Here is a 19,914-nt window from a genome sequence, read left to right on the forward strand (position 1 = left end):
CCCCCTTCCATACCTACTGTGACCCTGCGGGCGCGGTTCCTGGCGCCCGACGGTCAACCGCTGTCCGGAAGCGTGATCTTCCGCGCTCCCGTGACCGCTCTCACCTTCCCGCAGGCCGACGTGATCCTCGGCGGCCCCGTGTCCGTGCAGCTCGACGGACAGGGGGCGATCGAGGTCACCCTGCCCGCGACGGACGCCCCCAACATGGACCCGGCAGGCTGGGGATATCAGGTCACGGAACAGCTCGGAGGAATCCCCGTCGGGCGGTCGTACACGATCCTGCTACCCCGGGCTCAGCCCGAGGTCGACCTCGCCGACATCGCGCCGACTGACCCAGCGAAACCGAACTACGTGGGCGTGCCCGGCCCGCAGGGCGAGCGGGGGCCGATCGGCGTCCCCGGGTCGAGGATCTACTCGGGCACCACCGCACCCGCCGCCGGCCTCGGGGTCGACGGCGACCTCTACATCAGGTACGAGACCGCAACCGTCCTCGGCGTGCCCTCGACCACGGTCTCGACGTGGCAGCGGTCGGGCGGCGCGTGGGCGCAGCTCGGCGGCGACGTGCGCGGCTCGGCCCTGTACGTGAACAACGGCAGCACGCCGAGCACGGGCACCCGTGCGGGCGACGTGCTGCTGCGGACCGACACCGGGGACGTTCACCAGAACACCGGATCGGGGTGGGGCGCGGCGCGCGGGAACCTGCGCGGCCCCAAGGGCGACACCGGAGCGGCGGGCCCGCCCGGGACCGCCGGGACGCCCGGCATCGTGCAGTCGGTCAACGGGAAGACGGGCGCCGTCGTCGTGCTCGCCGCGGCCGACCTCGGGGCCGTGCCAGCGTCCGGGCCCGCCGTGATCACCCTGCCCGCAGGGTCGAGCGAGCTGCCGCTCGTCGTCCGGGCCGAGGACAAGCCAACCCCGCTGTTCGAGATCCGCCCGACGGGATCGGTCCGGGTGCAGACCGGGAACCTGTACGTCGATCGTTCCCTGCGCGTCGGCGACTCGACGGCGGACACGGGCGGGGGCATCGGCGTGATCGCGCTCAAGGACGCCGGCACCGTGCCGACGGCCGCCGCCGCGGGCGCCGCCGTCCTGTACTCCGAGGGCGGCGTCGCCAAGGTTCGACAGGGCGACGGGCAGATCGTCGTCGTGGGCGCGGGCGGGGGCGGCGCTGTCGCGTCCGTCAACGGCCGAACCGGCGCGGTCGTGCTCGCCGCGGCCGACGTGGGCGCGCTCGATCAGACCGCGGCCGACGCCCGGTACCCGCTCACGACCGCCGCCGTCCTGCTCGCCGGCACTCAGACGGTTTCGGGGAGCAAGACGTTCAGCGCTGTCCCGTCGAGCTCGGCGGCCCCGACAACGGCAAACCACCTCGCGAGGAAGTCATACGTAGATGCCCTCGGGGGTGGCGAATGGCTGCCGACCGACCACGGTCTCGCGACGTGGGCGTTCGATCCCGCCCTCGCTCAGTCGACGGCGCTCTACCCGGGGTCGGGCCCGATCCGCGTAACCGCGGTCGTGCTGCGCGTGCCGACCACGATCAACCGGATCGTGTGGTTCGCGACCGGGTACGCCGGCGGACTCGGGTCCGGTTCTTGGGCGGCGATCTACGACTCGACCGGCGCGCGGGTGGCCGCGACCGGCGACATGTCCACCGCGACGTACGAGCCCGCCGAGGTCCACAACGCCGGCGGCGCGACGATTTCCTCGCCGCTCACCGCCGCCTACTCGGCACCGGCCGGCGTGTTCTACATCGCGTGGCGACTCCAGTACAACACCGGCACGGGCGACGGCCCGATGCTGCTCGCCGCTGAGAGCGGCGCGGGGGCCCCGCCCAACTTCTTCGGGTACGGCACGGCCGTAAAGCGCTTCGGCGTGTACGCGACCGGCGCCGCCTCGGCCCCCGCCTCGATCGCGCTCGCCTCCATGGAGAACGGCGCTAACCGATTTTGGGCGGCGCTCGCGTAGACGCCCGCCCCCTTCCACGTCCGCCCCGTGCCAGTCGGCCCGGGGCCTTTTTCATGCCCGGAGGAACCGTGCAGTTCATCAGCCGCGCCCAGTGGGGCGCCCGGCCGAGCCGCTACAAGCTCACCTACATCGCCGACACCCGCGGGGTGAAGGTGCACTACGAAGGGACGTACGTCCCGCCGTCCCTCGCCGCCCCGGACGCGCACGGCCAGTGCGCGGCGCGGGTCCGGGCGATACAGGCGAGTCACCTCGCCGACGACGACGAGGATTACAGCGACATCGCGTACAACCTGCTCGTGTGCCCGCACGGCGCCGTGTTCGAGGGTCGCGGTGCGCACCGAAGGACGGGCGCCAACGGCACGGCGACGCTCAACTCGCAGCACTACGCGGTGTGCGCTCTGCTCGGGAGCGCGGGACTGACCGAGCCGACGCCGGCGCAGCTCGCCGGTCTGCGCGACGCGATCGAATACCTGCGGTCGGAAGGGGACGCCGGCGCCGAGATCAAAGGGCACCGCGACGGACACCCGACCGCGTGCCCTGGCGGCCCGCTCTACCGATGGGTGCAGCAGGGCGCTCCGCGGCCCGGGGATGGAACCGGCCCCGGGCCCGGGTTCGCTCCGTTCCCCGGGGCCGAGTTCTTCAAGCGGTCGCCGAACTCTCCGCTCGTGACCGCCATGGGGCGCCGGCTCGTCGCCGAGGGCGTCGCCGTCTACTCGGTCGGCCCCGGCCCCCAGTGGACCGAGATCGACCGGCGCAGCTACTCCCGGTGGCAGCAGCGCCTCGGCTACCGAGGCGCCGACGCCGACGGGTGGCCGGGCCGCGCGTCGTGGGATGCGCTCAAGGTCCCCAAGGTCTGAGCACCCCCTGCTCGCCCCGCCCACGCGCCCGCGGGCGGGGCCCCGTTTTTCAACGAGAGGAATCCCGTATGACCGACGCCAACCGCCGGACCCTGCGCACGCTCGTGCAGACCGCCCTCGCCCTCGCGGTGCTGCTGCCCGCGATCGTCGATGCCTCCGGAATCCCGTCCACCCTCCCTTGGGTCGCCGCGGCCCTCGCCGTCGCCGGCGGTACCGCGCGCGTGATGGCACTGCCCGGGGTGCAAGCCCTGCTGCCTTCCTGGCTCCGGTCCGGCCCGCACCGCGACGACGAGCTGCTCGCCCTCGACCGGGCACAGGATGGTCGCCCGTGACCGATCCGACGCCTTCCGACGTAGCGCTCGAACTTGAGCGGTTGCGGGGCGTGGTCGAGGCGGGTTTCGCCCGCCTCGACGGGCAGCTCGCGCTCATCATGCAGCGCGGCGATCAGGTCGACCGGCAGCTCGCCGACCATGAGGCACGGCTCGACCTGCTCGAAAAGGGTCGGTGGCCGCTGCCGAGCATTCTCGCGCTCGTCGCGGTTGCCGGCCTCGCGCTCACGCTCTGGCAGCTCGCCAACCGCTGAACCCCCGATGCCCCCGCCGCCGGCGTTGCCGGATGGCGGGGGCTCTCTTTGCGTTGCGGGGTGGGGGTGCAGGGGCCCCTCGACGGTGCACTCGACGAGGGCCCCCTGCCCGGGGTCACCGTGCGGGCGATCTATGCGACCGCGTGCACGGGGGGTGCCCCCCATTGACCGCCGCCCGCCCCCGCGTGGGAGGCACTTTCCGGGCGAGCGGCGGGGTCTATGACGTACGAGGGCCCGCGGCGCCTGCCGCCCCGGCGGCGCTTCCCGCCCACGGGCTCGGCGACGCGCACGACAATCGGGTGTTTCCAGCAGTGGCAGCGGTAGCTCTCGCCCGGTCGGGTCGGCGGGTCGACGAGCCATCGGCGGGCGCTCGGCATGGATGCCCAAATAGCCGTGAGCGCCAACAAGCCGCAGGTGCCCCCGATGATGATCGCGAGGAGGAGCAGGGGGTTCTCGAATCCCGTCATCACGCTGCCTCCCCGTAGGCGAGGGTGAACTGCACTCGCTTGCCCGTGCCAGCGTCGTTCGGGACGGCGCGTAGCTCGGTGGTGTGGGCCCGGATCAAGGCAAGCCCTCGCCCCCGTTCTGCGAACAGCGAGGCGGGCGGTCGGGGGCTCGGGAGCCATCCGGGGCGGTCATCGTCCACGGACACGGTGACGGCGGTCGAGCCGAGCGACACCTCGACCGTAAGCCGGTCCCCTCGGGTGTAGTGATAGGCGTTCGTGACCGCCTCGGACGCGCAGAGCTTCGCCTGATCGGCGATCTCGGCGTGCCCGAAGGTGATCAGCAGCAGGGCGATCCAGTCACGGACGATCTTCGGCGTGGTCGCGGCGCGCGGCGCCGTCATGCGGTAGCTCACGCCCAACTCGGGCGGGTCCTGCGGTAAGGCAGTGGTGGTCATGTCGTCGTCTCCCAACGCGGTCGAGCTCGCGCTGCCCGCCATGCGTGGCAATGGCCGCCCCCGGGGTGTGACATCTGCGCCGTATCTCAACGCGCGTGTCAGCGGCTGCACTTCGGTCTTACTGGCGTGCGACGCGGTGCTGCCAGGACCATAGGGTAAAAGGTTGGACCGGTACAACCCTGTACCCCTAGGAATCTCTGCGGGTGGACCCGTGACGCTGGACCCGGCAAACTCAGGTTGGACAAGGGGAAGGACGACATGCCGCCGAGGGACAATCCGACCGCCCGACAGATCCGCTTGGGCTCTGAGCTGCGGAAGCTGCGCGAGCGCGCGGGCATGACCGCGCGCGATGCTGGGGGCCTGCTCTCCACCGATGCGGCGAGGATCAGCAACATTGAGTCGGGGCGCCTCGGCATCAGCGACGAGCGGATTCGTCGACTGTTCACGTTCTACCGATGCGACGACGACGCCCTGCTCTCCGCACTGTGCGTCATTGCCGGAGAACGCCGGGGTACGCATTGGTGGGACGACTACCGCGGCATCCTCGCCCCCGGATTCCTCGACATCGCCGAACTCGAACACCACTCGTCGAAGCTTCGATGCCTGCAACCCATGACGTTTCCGGGCGTCTTGCAGACCGAGGAGTATGCGCGAGCCTTGTTCGCCGGCGTCATCCCCCAGGTACCGGGGGATGAGGTAGACGCCCGAGTCGAGCATCGCATGAAGCGCCGCGCGATCTTCAACCGCGACGCGCCACCGCAGTTCGAGGCCATCGTGCATGAGGCCGCCCTGCGAATGCGGGTTGGGGGCCGGAAGGTGGCCCGAGCACAGCTCGAACACCTGCTACAAGCGTCCGAGCAGGAATGGATCACCCTGCGGGTGATCCCCTTCGCCGCCGACGACTTCATCGAGGTCACACAGACCGTGATGTACGCGACTGGTGCGGTACCGCAGCTCGATACCGTCCACATCGACACACCTTTCGGTGGACGGTTCTTCGACACAGCTGCGGACCTCGACCGGTATAGAGGTTTGCTCGACTTCGCCGAGCAGACCTCACTCGACCCCGACGAGTCGCGCAGCTTCATTCACCACATCGCAAGAGAACTGTGAGAGATCAGGAATGAACAGCGAATTCAACTGGCAGAAGTCGAGCTTCTCCGGGGGCGGCGGCGAGCAGTGCTTGCACGTCGCCGAAGGGCGTGACGGCGCGATCCTGCTGTGCGAGAGCGACGACCCGGCGAGCATCATCACCACGTCGCCCGAGAAGCTCGCAGCGTTCATCAAGGGCGTGAAGAACGGCGAGTTCGACCACTTCGTCAACTAGGCACGCCCGCACGCTCGGCGTCGCAGCGTCGACAACCCCCCACCTGACCAGGGCCGGGGGGTTTTGCATATGCCAGTCTGCATGTTTGCACCGGTCCACTCTTGCAACCCGGAGATGCGTGGCGCTACGGTCTCCCTGCGTTACCACGGCGAGGCGGTTCACGGCCCTGCACCGTGCCTGACGTGGCCTAACTACGCCCTTTGCTGAACACATTGGGCGCGGTTCTCCCCCGGGCTGCACCGTGTTTGCCGTTCCAACCATGGCCCGGCAGAAAGCAGCCAAGACGCCATGGCAGGGAGGTACGGATGCAGGTGTTACCCCCTCGCCCTGCACTCGCAGGTGCAGGGTTGCAGTCGGTAGCCGCTCGCAGCTCGACCGCCTCGGTGAGCGCAACGGTTGCGCAGGGCTTCATGTCCACCGTCACGCGCTACGCATCGCAGAACTCGCACAAGGCCGTGCCCGTCGAGGCGCCGCGCGTCCATTCGAGTGCAACGAGCGCCCTGCGGGCGATGCGCGTTCAGATCCGGACGGCCCACGTGTTCGGCATGACGCCCCGAGAAGCTGCTCGCGCTGTTGAGTGGGCGGACTCCGGGTGGCTCCAAGCCCTTGGACTACTTCACTCAGGCCAAGTCTGTGGCTTCACGGTGGTACTCGGGAGCGGGGCGGTTGCCGAGTGGTCGGTGCGCCCCTTGCGGTACCTCGAACTGCGGGTGACTCACTCGTACCAACCGCTTGAACGTAGCTACTCCCGAACGGAATTGGGCTCATGAGTACGACGATCATCGCGGATCACCCAACTTGGCAGACCACCCCCGAGGGTGATCGTGTGCGACTCGTCGAGCACAACGGTGAGCCTTGGGTCGCTACTTGGACACCACGCCGCCGGCACCTGCTGCTGCAACCCCTCACCTCGGGCTCGGTCGAGCCGCCCGCCCTGTCGTACACGTCCGCGATTACCCTTCCGCCAGCGACCGAGCAGGGCCGCCCGCTGCTCGACGCGCTCGTGAAACTCGGCACGGTCGTTCGTCTCACGAACCCGTCGCTCTGGGACGCGATCGTGACGGCGATCCTGCGGCAGGTGGTGAGCGCCTCTCAGGCCCGTACCAAGCTGAACGCGTTCTGTGCCGCGTATGGGCAGCGCTTCACCGCGGCGGCCGGCGAGCTCGCGCTCGTGCCGAGCCCCGAGCACGTGCTCAGGCTGTCGAGCGAGGGGTTCGCTGCGGTTGGCTGCAAGTTCAACGAGTCCCCTCTGCGGGCCGCAGCCGAGGCGTTCCTCGCCCGAGGCGAAAAGTGGGCCGGCCTCGACGCTGAACCCCTAATCGCCGAGCTCGTCGCCCTGCCCGGGATCGGCCCTTGGACGGCCGCCGCCGCCGCGGCCGATGCGACCGGAGATTTCTCGATCTACCCGCACGGCGACCTCGCCGTGCGCACATGGGCCAAGAGGGCGGCCCCGGGCCTCGCGCTCCCGTCATCCGACAGTGAGTTCGAGGCACTTTGGCGCACATGGGCCCCCGAGCGGGCGCCCCTGCACGCCCTCACCCTCTTCACGCTCGCGTGGGGAAGCAGCAGCCCCGAGGCGCGAACCGTTCGCCCTGACTGACCTGCGTGTTTCAGACACGAGATGCCGACCCGGGAACGGGTCGCACCAAGAACTCTCCGGCCGTGAGGCGATCGTCGGCCCTCGGCAGGAGCACCGCCCACTTCGCCGCCTTGTGGTTGGGGCGAGGCGGGCGCACTGTATGGCAACTCCGGGCAGATAACTGCCAACGATGAGTAAGGGGAATTGATGTCCACCGCTATGGCCCCGTGGGGGGTTCGGCGCTTAGCGCTGTACCCCAGCATGACCGACGTTCCTTACGTTCGGACCGAGATCGACCCGGACACCCAGACGACCCGCTACCTCGACGCGACCGGCAACCGCGTCGAGATGAACGGCGGGCACGGCTCGGGGACCGCCACGGCCAACCAGACTTCCACGTCGTCCGACGGTGGCGGTCCGAATCCGCCCCCGCCCGCCGACTCCGACCTCACCGAAGACAGCGACTCGGACTGACATGACCGACGCACCGGTTCTCGTCGTCACCGCGCTCGGTGATGTCACCGCGGATCTGGTGCTGGATGAGCTGCACGGCCGGGATGTCCCGGCCGTGCGGCTCGACCCCGGCGCCGACTTCCCCGACACCGCCAACATGAGCATCCGGATCGAAGCGGACACCTTCACCGGGGAACTCACCACCTCGACGCGGCACCTGAACCTGTCGGGCGTCCGCTCGGTCTACTGGCGCCGCCCGACTCCCTTCGGTGCCCCGCGGAACGCCGTCAGCCCTGAGCAGCGGTTCGCGGCCGAGCAGTCACGCCACGGCTACACGGGCGCCCTTACCGGGCTCCCCGGGGCCCTGTACGTCAACCACCCCTCGCGGAACCGCGACGCCGAGAACAAGAGCAGGCAGCTCATCACCGCTGCTCGTCTCGGTTTCGCCGTCCCCGACACCCTGATCACCAGCGTGCCGGCGGACGCTCGGAAGTTCGCTTCCGACCACGGGTCTGTGATCTACAAGCCGGTGCATCGCGTCCACCTCGCGTGCGAGGACGGCAGGAATCGCACTGTTTGGGTACGCACCGTAGGGGCCGACGAGCTCGACGACTCGATCGCCCTTTGTCCCCACCTCTTCCAAGCGTGCATTCCGAAGATCGCTGATGTTCGGCTCGCGGCCATCGGCGACAAGGTGTTCGCTTCCCGCATCGACATCGACGGCGACCACCTCGATTGGCGCCAAGACCAGAGCCTGATCTCTTGCTCACCGATCGCCGTTCCGCCTCCCGTCCGCGAGGCTGTGCGCGCGTTCCTTCACGCGTTCGGGCTCACATTCGGGGCTTTCGATTTCGCCCTCGACGCGGACGGTCGATGGTGGTTCCTCGAATGCAACCCGAACGGGCAGTGGGCGTTCGTCGACGAACCCACCACCCTTGCGATCACAAGCGCGCTTGCCGACATGCTTCAGAAGGGCATCACCGCATGACCAACGAGACCGCCACGGCCCTGCGGCACCGACTTGTCGAGCAGCTCGTCGCCGACGGCGTGCTGCACGACGCCGAAGTGCGGCGGGCCGCGGAGACCGTGCCCCGTGAGGTGTTCCTCGGCCCCGCGATCTACAAGCCGAGCAGCCCGCCGGGCGTCACCGTGTGGACCCCCACCCTGCGCGACAACACGCCCGCCGACGAGTGGCTGCGCCTCACTTACTCGAACCAAACGTGGGTGACCCAACTCGACGGCATCCTCGCCGAGGATGCTGTCGGTCCCGTGACCGGGGGCAGCCCAACGTCATCATCCACCCTGCCCGGCGTGGTCCTTTGGATGATCGAGCAGGCGGGCGTCACCCGCGGCAAGCGCGTACTGATCATCGGTGCTGGAACGGGCCTCTCGACGGCCTACGTCTGTGAGATCGCCGGCGAGCAGAACGTGACCTCGATCGAGACGGACGCCGCCGCCGCCGAGCGCGCACGCAAGGCTCTCGCCGAAGCTGGATACGCGCCGACGCTCATCGCAGCAGACGGCCTGCGTGGCTACTCCGGACGTGCCCCGTACGACATCGTGATCGCGTTCTGCTCGATGCGGCACGTCCCCTACGGCCTGCTACAGCAGGTCAAGACGGGCGGAACGCTGCTCGTCACCCTCTCAGGCTGGGGTGTCGCCCACGGACTCGTTCACCTGACGGTGGCGGGAAGCAACCTCGCCCAGGGGCGCTTCCTGCCCGGGTATACGTCGTTCATGATCGCGCGACCGCACGATCGGCCGCCCCACGGACCGTTCGAGCTGCTGCCCGGGGACGAGCGTTCGAGCCGGATCGACCCCGCTCTGCTCGACGACTGGACCGGGCGATTCGTCGCACAGCTCGCCGCACCCTCGGCCGAGCGCCTCGGCGCCGGCAGCGAGCAGATCCTGCTCGATGTCGCCACCGGGTCTCAGGCACGGACGCGCCCTGCGGACGCTCGCGAGGGATGGACCGTCAACCAGCGAGGGCCGCTCAAGCTCTGGAACGCGGTCGAGGACTCCATCGCGTTGTGGGAAGGGCACGGGTCGCCGCACCTGTCCGAGTTCGGGATGACGATCACCCCCGACGCTCAGACAGTCTGGCTCGGCGAGCCACACGGTCCGAGCTGGACCCTGCCCATCTGACGAGTGCAGAGCGCGAGATGACGCTCGCCCGCCGGTGCCTTGACGCTCGGCGGGCGAGCGTCGTTTCCGGCGCCTACGCCTCGCCGTCGCCGGGCTCGTCGGCCGCGACGCCGAGGTGTCGGTGAAGGTCGTACCGCGACACCCGGTAGGCCCGTCCGTGGCGCAGCACCCGAACGGGGTACCTCCCTGCCCGCGCGAGGTGGTACCCGGTCGTGCGCCCGAGGTGAAGCGCCCGGTTCGCGGTCTCAAGCGGGATCGTGACCGGTAGGGCGATCAGCTCGTCGTGTGTCATTCCGTGCTCTGCCGTGTTCATGATCTGCCCCCTGTGACATCGGTGTGCACGTCGGCCCGATGGTGCCGAGCAGTGCCAGATCAGCACCGTACGATCATGACTAGCTTTTCGCAATCCGCAAAGCTATCTTCGCGATATGCACAGTCACCGAACGGCGGGCGACATCCTCGCCGACCAGATCCGCCGACACCGCGAGCGTCTCGGCATGAGCCGACACGACCTCGCCGCCGAGTTCGCTCGCCTCGGGCGCCCCGACCTCACGTACGCCGTGATCGTCAGTATCGAGACCGGCCGATCCGGGAAGCGCCGTCCGGTGGCCGCCGACGAGCTGCTGACCTTCGGCCTCGCCCTCGCCACCCCGCCACTACTGCTCTTGCTCCCCCTCGGGAGCGAGACAACCGTGCCCACAGTGCCCGCGGCCGACCCCCGCGACCCGGCCACGGTGTGGCAGTGGATGACCGGCGACACGACGCCGACGCTCGACGGCCCGATCGACGGGCGGTACGTCGTCGACTCCCGGCACCTCGCCGGCGGGGAGACGTGGGCCGCCGCATGGGCCAGAGCGGCCTATCCGGTCTCTCTGGCCCCCGAGTTCACCCGGCGCTGCGAAACGGCCCACAAGGCACGCTTGCGCGCCGCGCTGGACCCCGCAGCCCAACCCGAGTACGTCGACCGCCTCGACGAGCTCGCGGGCGTCATCCGAGAGATGACCCGCGAGGGGCTCACCCTCCCCGAACTGCCTCCCGAGGTAGCCGGCGACATGAAGCGGCTCGGCCTGCTCGACCAACCCACCAACGACCCGAAAGGCACAGCGTGACCGCAAAGGGCACAACGACCAAGAGGTGCTACTGCCGCCGGAAGGATGGCAAGCCCCTCGGCAGCACCTGCCCCAAGCTCAAGCAGCGCGCACACGGCGTGTGGACGATCCGGCAGGAGCTGCCGCCGAACTCGGAGGGCGACCGCCGCCTGTTCCGGCGCTCCGGGTACGACACCCAGACCGACGCGCAGGGCGACCTCGACAAGGTGCGCGCGCTGCTGAACATCGCCGCCGAGGACGACCCCGACGGCCGCGCCCGCCTCGGCGACCTGCTCGCCACGGTCGGCGCCGGTAAGGACCCGATCCCTGACCACGACGAGATCAAGCGGAGGTTCGGCACCGGCCAGTCGCTCACGCAGAGCTTGACCGTCGGCGCGTGGCTCGACCTGTGGCTCGGCGGAAAGAAGGCACTGCGCAAGTCCGGCCGCGACCGCTACGAGCTCGACATCCGGTACCACCTGCGTCCGAGGATCGGGCACATTCGGCTCGACCGCCTCACCGTGCCCCACCTCGACGAGATGTTCGAGGGCATCGCCGAGACGAACGCCGAGATCGTCGAGGCGAACGCAACCCGGCGGGCCGCCGTCGCCGAGCTCAAGTCGATCCCGTGGAAGGGAGGAGAGAACAGGGCCCGCCGCGCGGCGCTCCGCGAGGCCATAGCCGCGATGCCCCCGTTTCGGCGCATCACGGGCCCCTCGACGCAGCAGCACATCAAGGCGACGTTGCGCGCCGCGCTGAACACGGCGATTGCGCGCGGGTCGATCGTCTTCAACGCCGCCGCGCACGTCGAGCTCGTCGCCGCCAAACGTCCAAAGGCGTTGGTCTGGACGGCCGAGCGGGTCGCCGAGTGGGAGCGGACCGGCGAGCGGCCGAGCGTGGTCATGGTCTGGACGCCCGAGCAGGCCGGTCACTTCCTCGACGTGCTCGCCCTCATGCGGCACAGGCTGCTGCCGCTGTTCCACCTGATCACGTTCCGGGGGCTGCGCCGCGGCGAGGCGTGCGGCGTCCGGTGGACCGACTACAACCCGGCCGCGGGCGAGCTCACCGTCGCCGTGCAGCTCGTGCAGGACGGTTGGGAAGTCGTCGAGTCGGCGCCCAAGACGGACAGCGGCGAGCGCACGATGTCGCTCGACGCGTACACGAGCGAGGTTCTCGACGCGCACCGGGCGGCGCAGGGTGCCGAACGCGTCGAGTGGGGGCGGGCGTGGCAGGACACCGGGCGCATGTTCACGCAGGAGTCGGGCGAGTGGCTGCACCCGGGTTGGCTGACGGAGGAGTTCGAGCGGCTCGTCGAGTTCGCCGGCTTGCCCCCGATCCGGCTGCATGATCTGCGTCACGTTGCTGCCTCGCTCATGCTCGCGGCGGGTGTTGACGTGAAGATCGTTTCCGAGACCCTCGGGCACAGCGACAGCCGGATCACGCGGGACATCTATCAGTCGGTCATGCCGGCCGCCGCGCGGGACGCCGCCGAGGCGACGGCCGCACTCGTGCCCCGTGGGGCGTCCCGCCGAGCCGAGGCGCCGGCCAAGCAGGGCGCTGAGTCCTCGGTCGAGGCGCTCGTCGCGCAGATCCTCGAAGCGGTCAATGGCGACGGACCGACGATCGAGCAGGCTCTGCGGGCCGAACTCGCACGGCTCGACGAGCAGAACGGAATCGCAGTTGCCAATACGGATGGGCACGCAATGGGCACGCAGGAGGGTGCGAAGATCATCGCGTTCCGCCCCCGCCCGGTCCGGGCATAAGAAAAAGCCCTGGTCACGGGCAATGTGACCAGGACTTCTCTGGAGCCGCCTTCGGGATTCGAACCCGAGACCTACGCATTACGAGTGCGTTGCTCTGGCCATCTGAGCTAAGGCGGCGCGCCGTCCGCACTATGGTGCGATCGGCAACGTCGGTAAGTCTACACAGTTTCCGAGGTGCTCCGTACCAGCCCCCGGCAGGGCCGTAGCAGGGCCCCGCAAGGCCCTCGCCGGGCCCTCGCAAGGCTCCCACCAGCCCCTTCAGCGCGCGTGATCAAGGCTATGAGCAGCGCTTTCCTCCGGTCGGCGGCGTCCCCCGGAGGAGGTACGCGTTGATCGTGTCGTCGATGCAGTTGCTGCCCCGGCCGTATGCCGTGTGGCCGTCGCCGTCGTAGGTGAGGAGGCGGGACGAGGAGAGTTGGCGGGAGAGGGCCTGGGCCCAGCGGTAAGGGGTCGCGGGGTCGCGCGTCGTGCCGACCACGACGATCGGGGCCGCGCCCTTCGCCTCGATGCGCTGCGGCTCCCCGGTGGCGGCCACCGGCCAGTACGCACAGTTCAGGGTGGCCCAGGCCAGACCCTCGCCGAAGACGGGCGACGCCTTCTCGAACGCGGGCAGGGCCCTGCGGACTTCGTCGGGGGTGGAGAAGGCCGGTGGGAGGTCCACGCAGTTCACGGCCGCGTTGGCGAACATCAGGTTCGTGTAGCGGCCGGCGCCGTCCCGCTCGTAGTAGCTGTCGGACAGGACGAGCAGACCCGCTCCGTCGTTCTCCCGCATCGCCGAGGTCAGCGCATCGCGCAGCGCCTCCCAGGCTCCCTCGTCGTACATCGCCGCGATCACGCCGGTCATGGCAAGCGATTCGCCCAGCTCACGGCCGTCCGCGTCGCCGGTCGGGATCGGCTTGGCGTCGAGCTTGCGGAAGAAGGCCTTGAGGTTGCGGCCGACTTGGCTCGCCTCAGTACCCAGCGGGCAGTCCCGATGCCGCACGCAGTCCTTCGCGAACGCCCGGAAGGCCGTCTCGAACCCGGCCGTCTGGTCGAGGTTCATCCGGCGGGCGGGCAGGGACGGGTCCATCGCGCCGTCCAGGACCAGCCGGCCCACCCGGTCAGGGAAGAGCCCGGCGTACGTCGCCCCGAGGAAGGTGCCGTACGACGCCCCCACATACGCCAGCTTCTCGTCCCCCAGCACCGAGCGCAGTACGTCCATGTCCCGGGCCGCCTCGGCGGTGGACACATGGCGCAGGAGACCCGGCGCGTCCGCCCCGCAGCCTTCGGCGAACTTCTTGTACGCCTCGACCAGCTCGCCGGTCTCCCTCGCGTCGTCGGGTGTGAAGTCCGTCTGCGTGTACGCGTCCATCTCCCGCCCGTTCAGGCATTCGACGGGCTCGCTGCGGGCGACTCCCCGCGGGTCGACCGCGACCATGTCGTAGCGGGCGCGCACGCCGGTCGGGTAGCCGATCCCCGCGTACTGCTGGAGGTAGCCGATCGCCGAGCCGCCCGGGCCGCCCGGGTTCACCAGCAGCGACCCCAATGGCTTGCCCGGCCCCGTCGCTTTCTTGCGGGCCACGGCGAGCCGGGTGTCCCCGGCATCCGGCTTCGCGTAATCGAGCGGCGCCCGCATGGTGGTGCACTGGAAGCCGGGCACCCCGCAGCTCCGCCAGGTCAGCTTCTGCGTGTAGTACGGCGTGAGCGCGGCCGGCGTCGACCGCGGCAGCGCGGCCAGTCCGGCCTCGGCCGCCGCGCTCCCCGGATGTGTCGACCCGCCGGCGGTACAGGCGGAGGCGAGCAGCGCGGCGGCGGCGAGGAGGGCGCCGAGCATGCCCGCGCGACGACGGCTACGGGGGCGGTTACGCGCGCCCGGACCGCCCGGGCCGATCCGGCCGGTCCGACCGCCCGGGCCGATGCGACCGCTCGGGCCACTCGGACCGCTCGGGCTCGGGTCTGGGGCTGAGCTGACTGGGGAGCTGCGCCTGGTCTGCATCAGGCGAGCGTAACTCTGTGCAGTGGGTTGAATGCACTACGTGCACACCGCGGCTCGTACGTGTTCCATGGTCAACCTCCTTTTGATCACTTCGCGGATGCCGCCGCCCTCGGACTGACGGCCCTAGCTGCCCTTTATCGGCTCGGTGGCCACGCTCGCGGGCAATCGGCTCGGTGGCGGCGCCCTGCTCTCAGCCCCCTCAGCCCCGTCAACCCGCTCAACCGGCTCAACCCGCTCAACCGGCTCTGAGCGCCATCGTCATCGCCTCCACCGCCAGCAGCGGCGCCACATTGCTCTCCAGGGCGTCACGGCAGGCGGCGATCGCCTCGATGCGGCGGAGTGTGGACTCCGGGGAGCTGTCGCGGGCCAGGCGCTCCAAAGCGTCCTCGGCGTCCATGTTGGCGAGGGCGATGCGGGAGCCGAGCTGGAGGGCGAGGACGTCGCGGTAGAAGGCGGTGAGGTCGGTCAGGGCGAGGTCGAGGCTGTCGCGCTGGGTGCGGGTACGGCGCCGCTTCTGCTTGTCCTCCAGGTCCTTCATCACGCCCGCCGTGCCGCGCGGCATTCTGCCGCCCTGGGCCGCGCCGAGCGCCGCCTTCAGCTCTTCGGTCTCCTTGGCGTCGATCTCCTCGGCGAGCTGCTTGGCGTCCTCGGCGGCGGCGTCGACGAGTTCCTGTGCGGCCTTGAGGCAGGCGCCGACCTCGCCGAGGCGCAGGGGCAGCCTGAGGACGGAGGCCCGGCGTTCGCGCGCCGCCGGGTCGGTGGCCAGGCGGCGGGCCCGGTCGACGTGGCCCTGCGTGGCGCGGGCCGCCGCCGCGGCGATGTCGGGTTCGATGCCCTCCCGGCGTACGAGCATGTCGGCGACGGCGTCGACCGAGGGCGTGCTCAGGTTCAGGTGGCGGCAGCGGGAGCGGATGGTGGGCAGGACGTCCTCGAGGGAGGGGGCGCAGAGCAGCCAGACGGTACGGGGGGCGGGCTCCTCCACGGCCTTCAGGACGGCGTTGGCCGACTTCTCGTTCAGCCGCTCGGCGTCCTCGACCAGGATGATCTGCCAGCGGCCGTTCGCCGGTGAGGTGAACGACTTGCGGACGGTGTCCCGCATGTCGTCGGCGAGGATCTGGGTGCCGACTGCGGCGACGGTGGTGACGTCGGCGTGCGTGCCCACCAGCGCCGTATGGCATCCGTCGCAGAACCCGCAGCCGGGGGCGCCGCCGAGCGCCCGGTCGGGGCTGACGCACTGCAACGCGGCGGCGAAGGCCCGCGCCGTCTGGTTCCGGCCCGCTCCGGGCGGTCCGGTGAACAACCAGGCGTGCGTCATTCTGGACGCCTCGGGCGGCGGTGCGTCGGTGGCGGCGGCGGTGACCAGGGCGTCGGCGTCCCGAGCGGCTGCGTCCAGCTGCTCGCTGACTCGCTCCTGGCCGACCAGGTCGTCCCATACGGTCATGGGTCACGTCCGCCTTTCGTCACACCTTGCGTTGTGCAGTCCATTGTGCGGGGCGGCACTGACAATGAGGGTCGGCCGGGTGGGGTGGCATCGGTGATGGGGTGGCATCGGTGGTGGGGGGGTGCGGGCCTGTGGGGGCTGGTCGCGCAGTTCCCCGCGCCCCTTGCGTGGGTGTGGTCATGTCGGCCGTGACATCGGGTGGATCCGGCGCAGTTGGGCGGCGCCGGCCGATGGGTGGGTGCGGGCCGGTGGGGGCCGGTCGCGCAGTTCCCCGCGCCCCTTGCGTGGGTGTGGTCACGTCGGCACAGACGTGACCGCATCTGGCCGACGCAACCAATGACACCCCTCGTCGACCGCACCCCCGTCAACCTCAGCGCCGGCGCCCCCGCCCTCGGCCCCCGTCCTCGTCGTATTCGTCCTCATGCGGGCCCAGCAGTTCGTCCGCCAGGGTCGGCAGGTCGTCCAGCGGGGTCTCCTCCGCCCAGTCGGACCGGGCCCTGCGGCGCGGCGCACCCGCCTCGTCGATCTGGGGCATCTCGCGCGTACGGGCGTCCTCGTCCCGGAAGTAGCCGGGCGGAACCCGGTCCCCGGGCTCCTCCGACGGGACGGGAGGCAGAACGGCGGTCTCGTCCGCCGCCCCCGGAGGTACTGGGGGCAGCACCGCCGTCTCGTCGGCCGCACCTGGTGCCACCGGCGGCAGGACCGCCGTCTCATCGGCCGCACCCGCCGGAGGCACCGGGGGCAGCACCGCCGTCTCGTCCGCCGTGCCCGCCGGAGGCACCGGCGGCTGCGGCAGCTTCGTCGTCACCTCGGATGCGGACTCCTTGGCGGGACGGGAGGAAGCAGACTGCCCGCCTTCCGTGCGGGAGGAAGCGGACTGCCCGCCCTCCGTCTCCGGCGGCTCCTCGTCGCGCACCGGGCGCAGCACGGTCGTGTCGTCGGAGCCGCCGCCCTTCGCCTGCTCCGGCGTCACGACGGGCGTCGGCACGGTCGCCGAGTCGCCGAAGCCAGGTCCGGCCGTGGGCCCGGCCGGCTTCGGGCCCGCCTCCGCAGCGGCCGCCGCCTGCTCGGCCAGGCGCCGGGCCTCCTCGGCCCGCACCAGGGCCTCCTCCGCCTTGCGCTGCTTCTCCAGGCGCCGCTCCTCGGCCTCGGCACGGATACGTGCCTCCTCCTCGGCCTGCTTGCGGCGGCGGTCCTCCTCGGCCTTGCGGCGCGCTTCCTCCTCGGCGCGCACCTTCTCCTCCGCGAGGAGCCGCTGTCGCTCCTCCTCGGCTCGCCGAGCCGCTTCCTCGGCCCGCTGCCGGGCCTCCTCCGCCTGGCGTTCGGCCTCGCGCCGCTGCGCCTCCTCCAGCTCGCGCCGCTTGCGCTCCTCCTCCTCGGCACGCAGCCGGGCGAGCTGCTCCTGGCGCTCACGCTCCAGGCGCTCCTCCTCGGCCTTGCGGGCGGCCTCTTCCTCGGCCTTGCGGCGGGCCTCCTCCTCGGCCTTGCGGCGCGCTTCCTCCTGCGCCTGGATCTCGGCCTCGGACAGCGGCAGCATCTGGTCGAGCCGGTGCCGGACGACCGTCGTCACGGCTTCCGGCTCCTGGCCCGCGTCGACCACCAGGTAGCGGCCGGGGTCGCCCGCGGCCAGCGTCAGGAAGCCGGAGCGCACGCGCGCGTGGAACTCCGCCGGCTCCGACTCCAGCCGGTCCGGCGCCTCGGTGAACCGCTCGCGGGCGATCTCCGGCGAGACGTCGAGCAGCACGGTCAGATGGGGGACGAGTCCGTTCGTGGCCCAGCGGTTGATGCGGGCGATCTCCGTCGGCGACAGATCGCGGCCCGCGCCCTGGTAGGCGACCGAGGAGTCGATGTAGCGGTCCGAGATCACGACCGCGCCGCGCTCCAGGGCAGGTCGGACGACCGTGTCCACGTGCTCCGCGCGGTCCGCCGCATACAGCAGGGCCTCGGCCCGGTGGGACAGGCCCGCGCTCGACACGTCCAGCAGGATCGACCGCAGTCGCTTGCCGACGGGCGTCGCGCCCGGCTCGCGCGTGACGACGACCTCGTGGCCCTTGCCGCGGATCCACTCGGCGAGCGCCTCGGCCTGGGTGGACTTCCCGGCGCCGTCGCCGCCCTCCAGGGCGATGAAGAAGCCGGACGTCGCGGGCAGCTGCTCGGGGTCGTCCCCGCCGAGGACCGCGTCGCGCAGGTCCTGTCGCAGCGGCACGCCGGAGCGGTCGTCGACCTTGGCGAGGACCAGCACGGCCACCGGCAGCAGCAGCGCGCCGACCAGCATCAGCGTGAACGCCGCGCCACCGTGCGCGAAGACGAACTTGCCGCTCTCCAGCCGGTGCGGCCCGATGAGCGCGGCCACCAGCGGCGCGATCACCGCGCCGAGCGCCACGCACACGCGTGCGACCGCGTGCAGGTGCTCCGTGGTGCGCGGTCGGCGGAATTCCTCGGCCTCCTGGTCGAGCAGGGTGTGCCCGGTGTTGGCGGACACACCGGCGCCGATGCCGGCCAGGGCGAGGATCAGCAGGACGGTGGTGACGTCCGGGACGAGTCCCGCGGCCAGCAGGGCGACGCCGGTGAAGGCGATCGACAGCGCCAGCAGGCGGCGCCGGGACAGGGCTGGCAGCAGGGCGGGAGCCGTACGGATGCCGACGACCACTCCGCCGGTCAGCGTGAGCACCAGCAGGCCGTAGAGCACCGGCCCGCCCCCCAGGTCCTTGGCGTGCAGGACGGCCACGGCGACCGCGGCGGCCACCGCGGCGGCGACGGCGGCGCAGGCCGTCACCAGCAGCGCGATCGCGCCGGTACGGCCCTTGTCGACGCCCGAGCCGGTCTTCGGCCGGCGCAGACCCTCGAGCGGCGACCGCGCGCGCGGGGTGCGCGTGTCGGGCAGCTCCAGGAAGGTCACCACGGACAGGGACGCGGCGAACAGGCCGGCCGCGACATACGAGGCGAGGGCCGCCTGGTGCTGCTCGAACCAGTCGAGCCCGGCACCGAGCAGGTTGTTCAACAGGGCGGCGGCGACGAGCGCGGCGGCGGCCAGCGGGACCGCCACGAAGCTCGTACGCAGCGACAGGCGGCGCAGGGCGTCCATGTGGTCCGGCAGCGGTCGTACCGTCGCGCCCTCCGGCGGCGGGGGCGGCACCAGGGCGGGCGCCGCGCTCTCCCGGCAGACCGTCCAGAAACGCTCGGCCACGCCGGTCACGAAGACCGTCACCAGGAGGAACGCCAGTGCGTTGTCCGGCGTCCAGTCGATCCACAGGGGCGCGACGATCAGCAGGGCGACCCGCAGCCCGTCGGCGACGACCATGGTCCAGCGCCGGTCGAGCGGGCCGTCCTGGGAGGTCAGCGACGTCAGCGGGCCGAGGAGTACGGCGCCGAAGAGGAGCGTGGCGAGGATGCGTACGCCGAAGACGGTCGCCACTGCGAATGCCACGCCTCGGTAGCCGCCGCCGAAGGACCCCTCGGCGATCGCCGCCTGAAGGGCCAGCAGCACCAGCACCAGGAGCGCGAGGATGTCGCCGACACCCCCGACCAACTGCGCACTCCACAGCCGCTTGAGCTGCGGTCGGCGTAGCAGGGCACGGACAGCGCGCTCGCGGGAGTCCGCGGCCAGGGCGTCGTCGGGGGCCGCATGGGGGGCCGTTGGCTGCTCGGCACGGGTCATGCTTTCAGCCTATCGGGAGGCACCGACAGCCCGGCGCTCCCGCCCGAACGTACGCACGCCCCGACACCAAACTGATGCCGAGGCGTTCGTTTTGCGAACCGGAGGTGAAGGACCCGGCCCTCAACCGGCCCCGGAAAGGGCCCGGTTGCGACCCGGATCCGTCCCCCTCGGTCCTCGCC

At 71.0% G+C, this 19,914-nt stretch carries 17 protein-coding genes and 1 tRNA gene; 12 read left to right on the forward strand and 6 right to left on the reverse strand.

Annotation, left to right across the window (positions count from 1 at the left end; genetic code table 11):
- Positions 1-18: 18 nt before the first annotated feature.
- From ACFPQ9_RS10835 to ACFPQ9_RS10850, 4 genes are all read left to right on the forward strand, one after another.
- Positions 19-1,965, forward strand: a complete 1,947-nt coding sequence (locus ACFPQ9_RS10835; protein ID WP_380850429.1) for a hypothetical protein — start codon at positions 19-21, stop codon at positions 1,963-1,965.
- A gap of 53 nt (positions 1,966-2,018) precedes the next feature.
- On the forward strand, positions 2,019-2,822 hold the full coding sequence (locus ACFPQ9_RS10840) for a peptidoglycan-binding protein (protein ID WP_380850432.1): 804 nt from the start codon (positions 2,019-2,021) through the stop codon (positions 2,820-2,822).
- Positions 2,823-2,890: 68 nt separating this feature from the next.
- Positions 2,891-3,154 (forward strand): hypothetical protein, encoded by a 264-nt coding sequence (locus tag ACFPQ9_RS10845; protein ID WP_380850435.1) that lies wholly within the window; start codon positions 2,891-2,893, stop codon positions 3,152-3,154.
- Positions 3,151-3,405, forward strand: a complete 255-nt coding sequence (locus tag ACFPQ9_RS10850) for a hypothetical protein (protein WP_380850438.1) — start codon at positions 3,151-3,153, stop codon at positions 3,403-3,405. Before ACFPQ9_RS10845 ends, ACFPQ9_RS10850 begins: the two co-directional genes overlap by 4 nt.
- A 466-nt stretch (positions 3,406-3,871) precedes the next feature.
- On the opposite strand, the gene ACFPQ9_RS10855 is transcribed toward ACFPQ9_RS10850, so the two are convergent.
- Entirely contained in the window at positions 3,872-4,306 is a 435-nt protein-coding gene (locus ACFPQ9_RS10855; RefSeq protein ID WP_380850441.1) for an ATP-binding protein, read from the reverse strand.
- Positions 4,307-4,564: 258 nt separating this feature from the next.
- On the opposite strand from ACFPQ9_RS10855, the gene ACFPQ9_RS10860 reads away from it, so the two are divergent.
- From ACFPQ9_RS10860 to tgmC, 6 genes are all read left to right on the forward strand, one after another.
- Positions 4,565-5,419: a helix-turn-helix domain-containing protein gene (locus ACFPQ9_RS10860; protein WP_380850444.1), complete on the forward strand. Its 855-nt coding sequence runs from the start codon at positions 4,565-4,567 to the stop codon at positions 5,417-5,419.
- 10 nt (positions 5,420-5,429) lie between these two features.
- A complete protein-coding gene (locus ACFPQ9_RS10865; RefSeq protein ID WP_380850447.1) occupies positions 5,430-5,633 on the forward strand; it encodes a DUF397 domain-containing protein in 204 nt (67 codons plus the stop codon).
- A gap of 766 nt (positions 5,634-6,399) precedes the next feature.
- On the forward strand, positions 6,400-7,233 hold the full coding sequence (locus ACFPQ9_RS10870) for a DNA glycosylase family protein (RefSeq protein ID WP_380850450.1): 834 nt from the start codon (positions 6,400-6,402) through the stop codon (positions 7,231-7,233).
- Between the two features lie 198 nt (positions 7,234-7,431).
- Positions 7,432-7,686, forward strand: a complete 255-nt coding sequence (gene tgmA / locus ACFPQ9_RS10875) for a putative ATP-grasp-modified RiPP (protein WP_380851020.1) — start codon at positions 7,432-7,434, stop codon at positions 7,684-7,686.
- 1 nt (position 7,687) lies between these two features.
- Entirely contained in the window at positions 7,688-8,653 is a 966-nt protein-coding gene (gene tgmB / locus ACFPQ9_RS10880) for an ATP-grasp ribosomal peptide maturase (RefSeq protein ID WP_380850453.1), read from the forward strand.
- The gene (tgmC, locus tag ACFPQ9_RS10885) at positions 8,650-9,810 is read left to right on the forward strand and encodes an ATP-grasp peptide maturase system methyltransferase (RefSeq protein ID WP_380850456.1); all 1,161 of its coding nucleotides are present in this window, start codon (positions 8,650-8,652) and stop codon (positions 9,808-9,810) included. Before tgmB ends, tgmC begins: the two co-directional genes overlap by 4 nt.
- A gap of 73 nt (positions 9,811-9,883) precedes the next feature.
- Here the strand turns inward: tgmC and ACFPQ9_RS10890 are convergent, their stop codons facing one another.
- The gene (locus tag ACFPQ9_RS10890) at positions 9,884-10,123 is read right to left on the reverse strand and encodes an integrase (protein WP_380850459.1); all 240 of its coding nucleotides are present in this window, start codon (positions 10,121-10,123) and stop codon (positions 9,884-9,886) included.
- A 115-nt stretch (positions 10,124-10,238) separates the two neighbouring features.
- Between ACFPQ9_RS10890 and ACFPQ9_RS10895 the strand changes: the two genes are divergently transcribed.
- Positions 10,239-10,919, forward strand: a complete 681-nt coding sequence (locus tag ACFPQ9_RS10895) for a helix-turn-helix domain-containing protein (RefSeq protein ID WP_380850462.1) — start codon at positions 10,239-10,241, stop codon at positions 10,917-10,919.
- Positions 10,916-12,661: a tyrosine-type recombinase/integrase gene (locus tag ACFPQ9_RS10900; protein ID WP_380850465.1), complete on the forward strand. Its 1,746-nt coding sequence runs from the start codon at positions 10,916-10,918 to the stop codon at positions 12,659-12,661. The genes ACFPQ9_RS10895 and ACFPQ9_RS10900 overlap by 4 nt, the downstream gene beginning before the upstream one ends.
- Before the next feature lie 40 nt (positions 12,662-12,701).
- Here ACFPQ9_RS10900 and ACFPQ9_RS10905 read toward each other — a convergent pair.
- The 4 genes from ACFPQ9_RS10905 to tmk form a co-directional block, all read right to left on the reverse strand.
- Positions 12,702-12,778, reverse strand: a tRNA-Thr gene (locus ACFPQ9_RS10905).
- 160 nt (positions 12,779-12,938) lie between these two features.
- Positions 12,939-14,474 (reverse strand): alpha/beta hydrolase, encoded by a 1,536-nt coding sequence (locus ACFPQ9_RS10910; protein ID WP_380850468.1) that lies wholly within the window; start codon positions 14,472-14,474, stop codon positions 12,939-12,941.
- Positions 14,475-14,871: 397 nt separating this feature from the next.
- Positions 14,872-16,077 (reverse strand): DNA polymerase III subunit delta', encoded by a 1,206-nt coding sequence (locus tag ACFPQ9_RS10915; RefSeq protein ID WP_380850471.1) that lies wholly within the window; start codon positions 16,075-16,077, stop codon positions 14,872-14,874.
- Between the two features lie 370 nt (positions 16,078-16,447).
- Positions 16,448-19,735 (reverse strand): dTMP kinase, encoded by a 3,288-nt coding sequence (gene tmk / locus ACFPQ9_RS10920; protein ID WP_380850474.1) that lies wholly within the window; start codon positions 19,733-19,735, stop codon positions 16,448-16,450.
- Positions 19,736-19,914 lie beyond the last annotated feature (179 nt).

Origin of the sequence: Streptomyces coerulescens, assembly GCF_042657965.1 — a bacterium.
GTDB classification, from domain to species: Bacteria; Actinomycetota; Actinomycetes; order Streptomycetales; family Streptomycetaceae; genus Streptomyces; species Streptomyces coerulescens.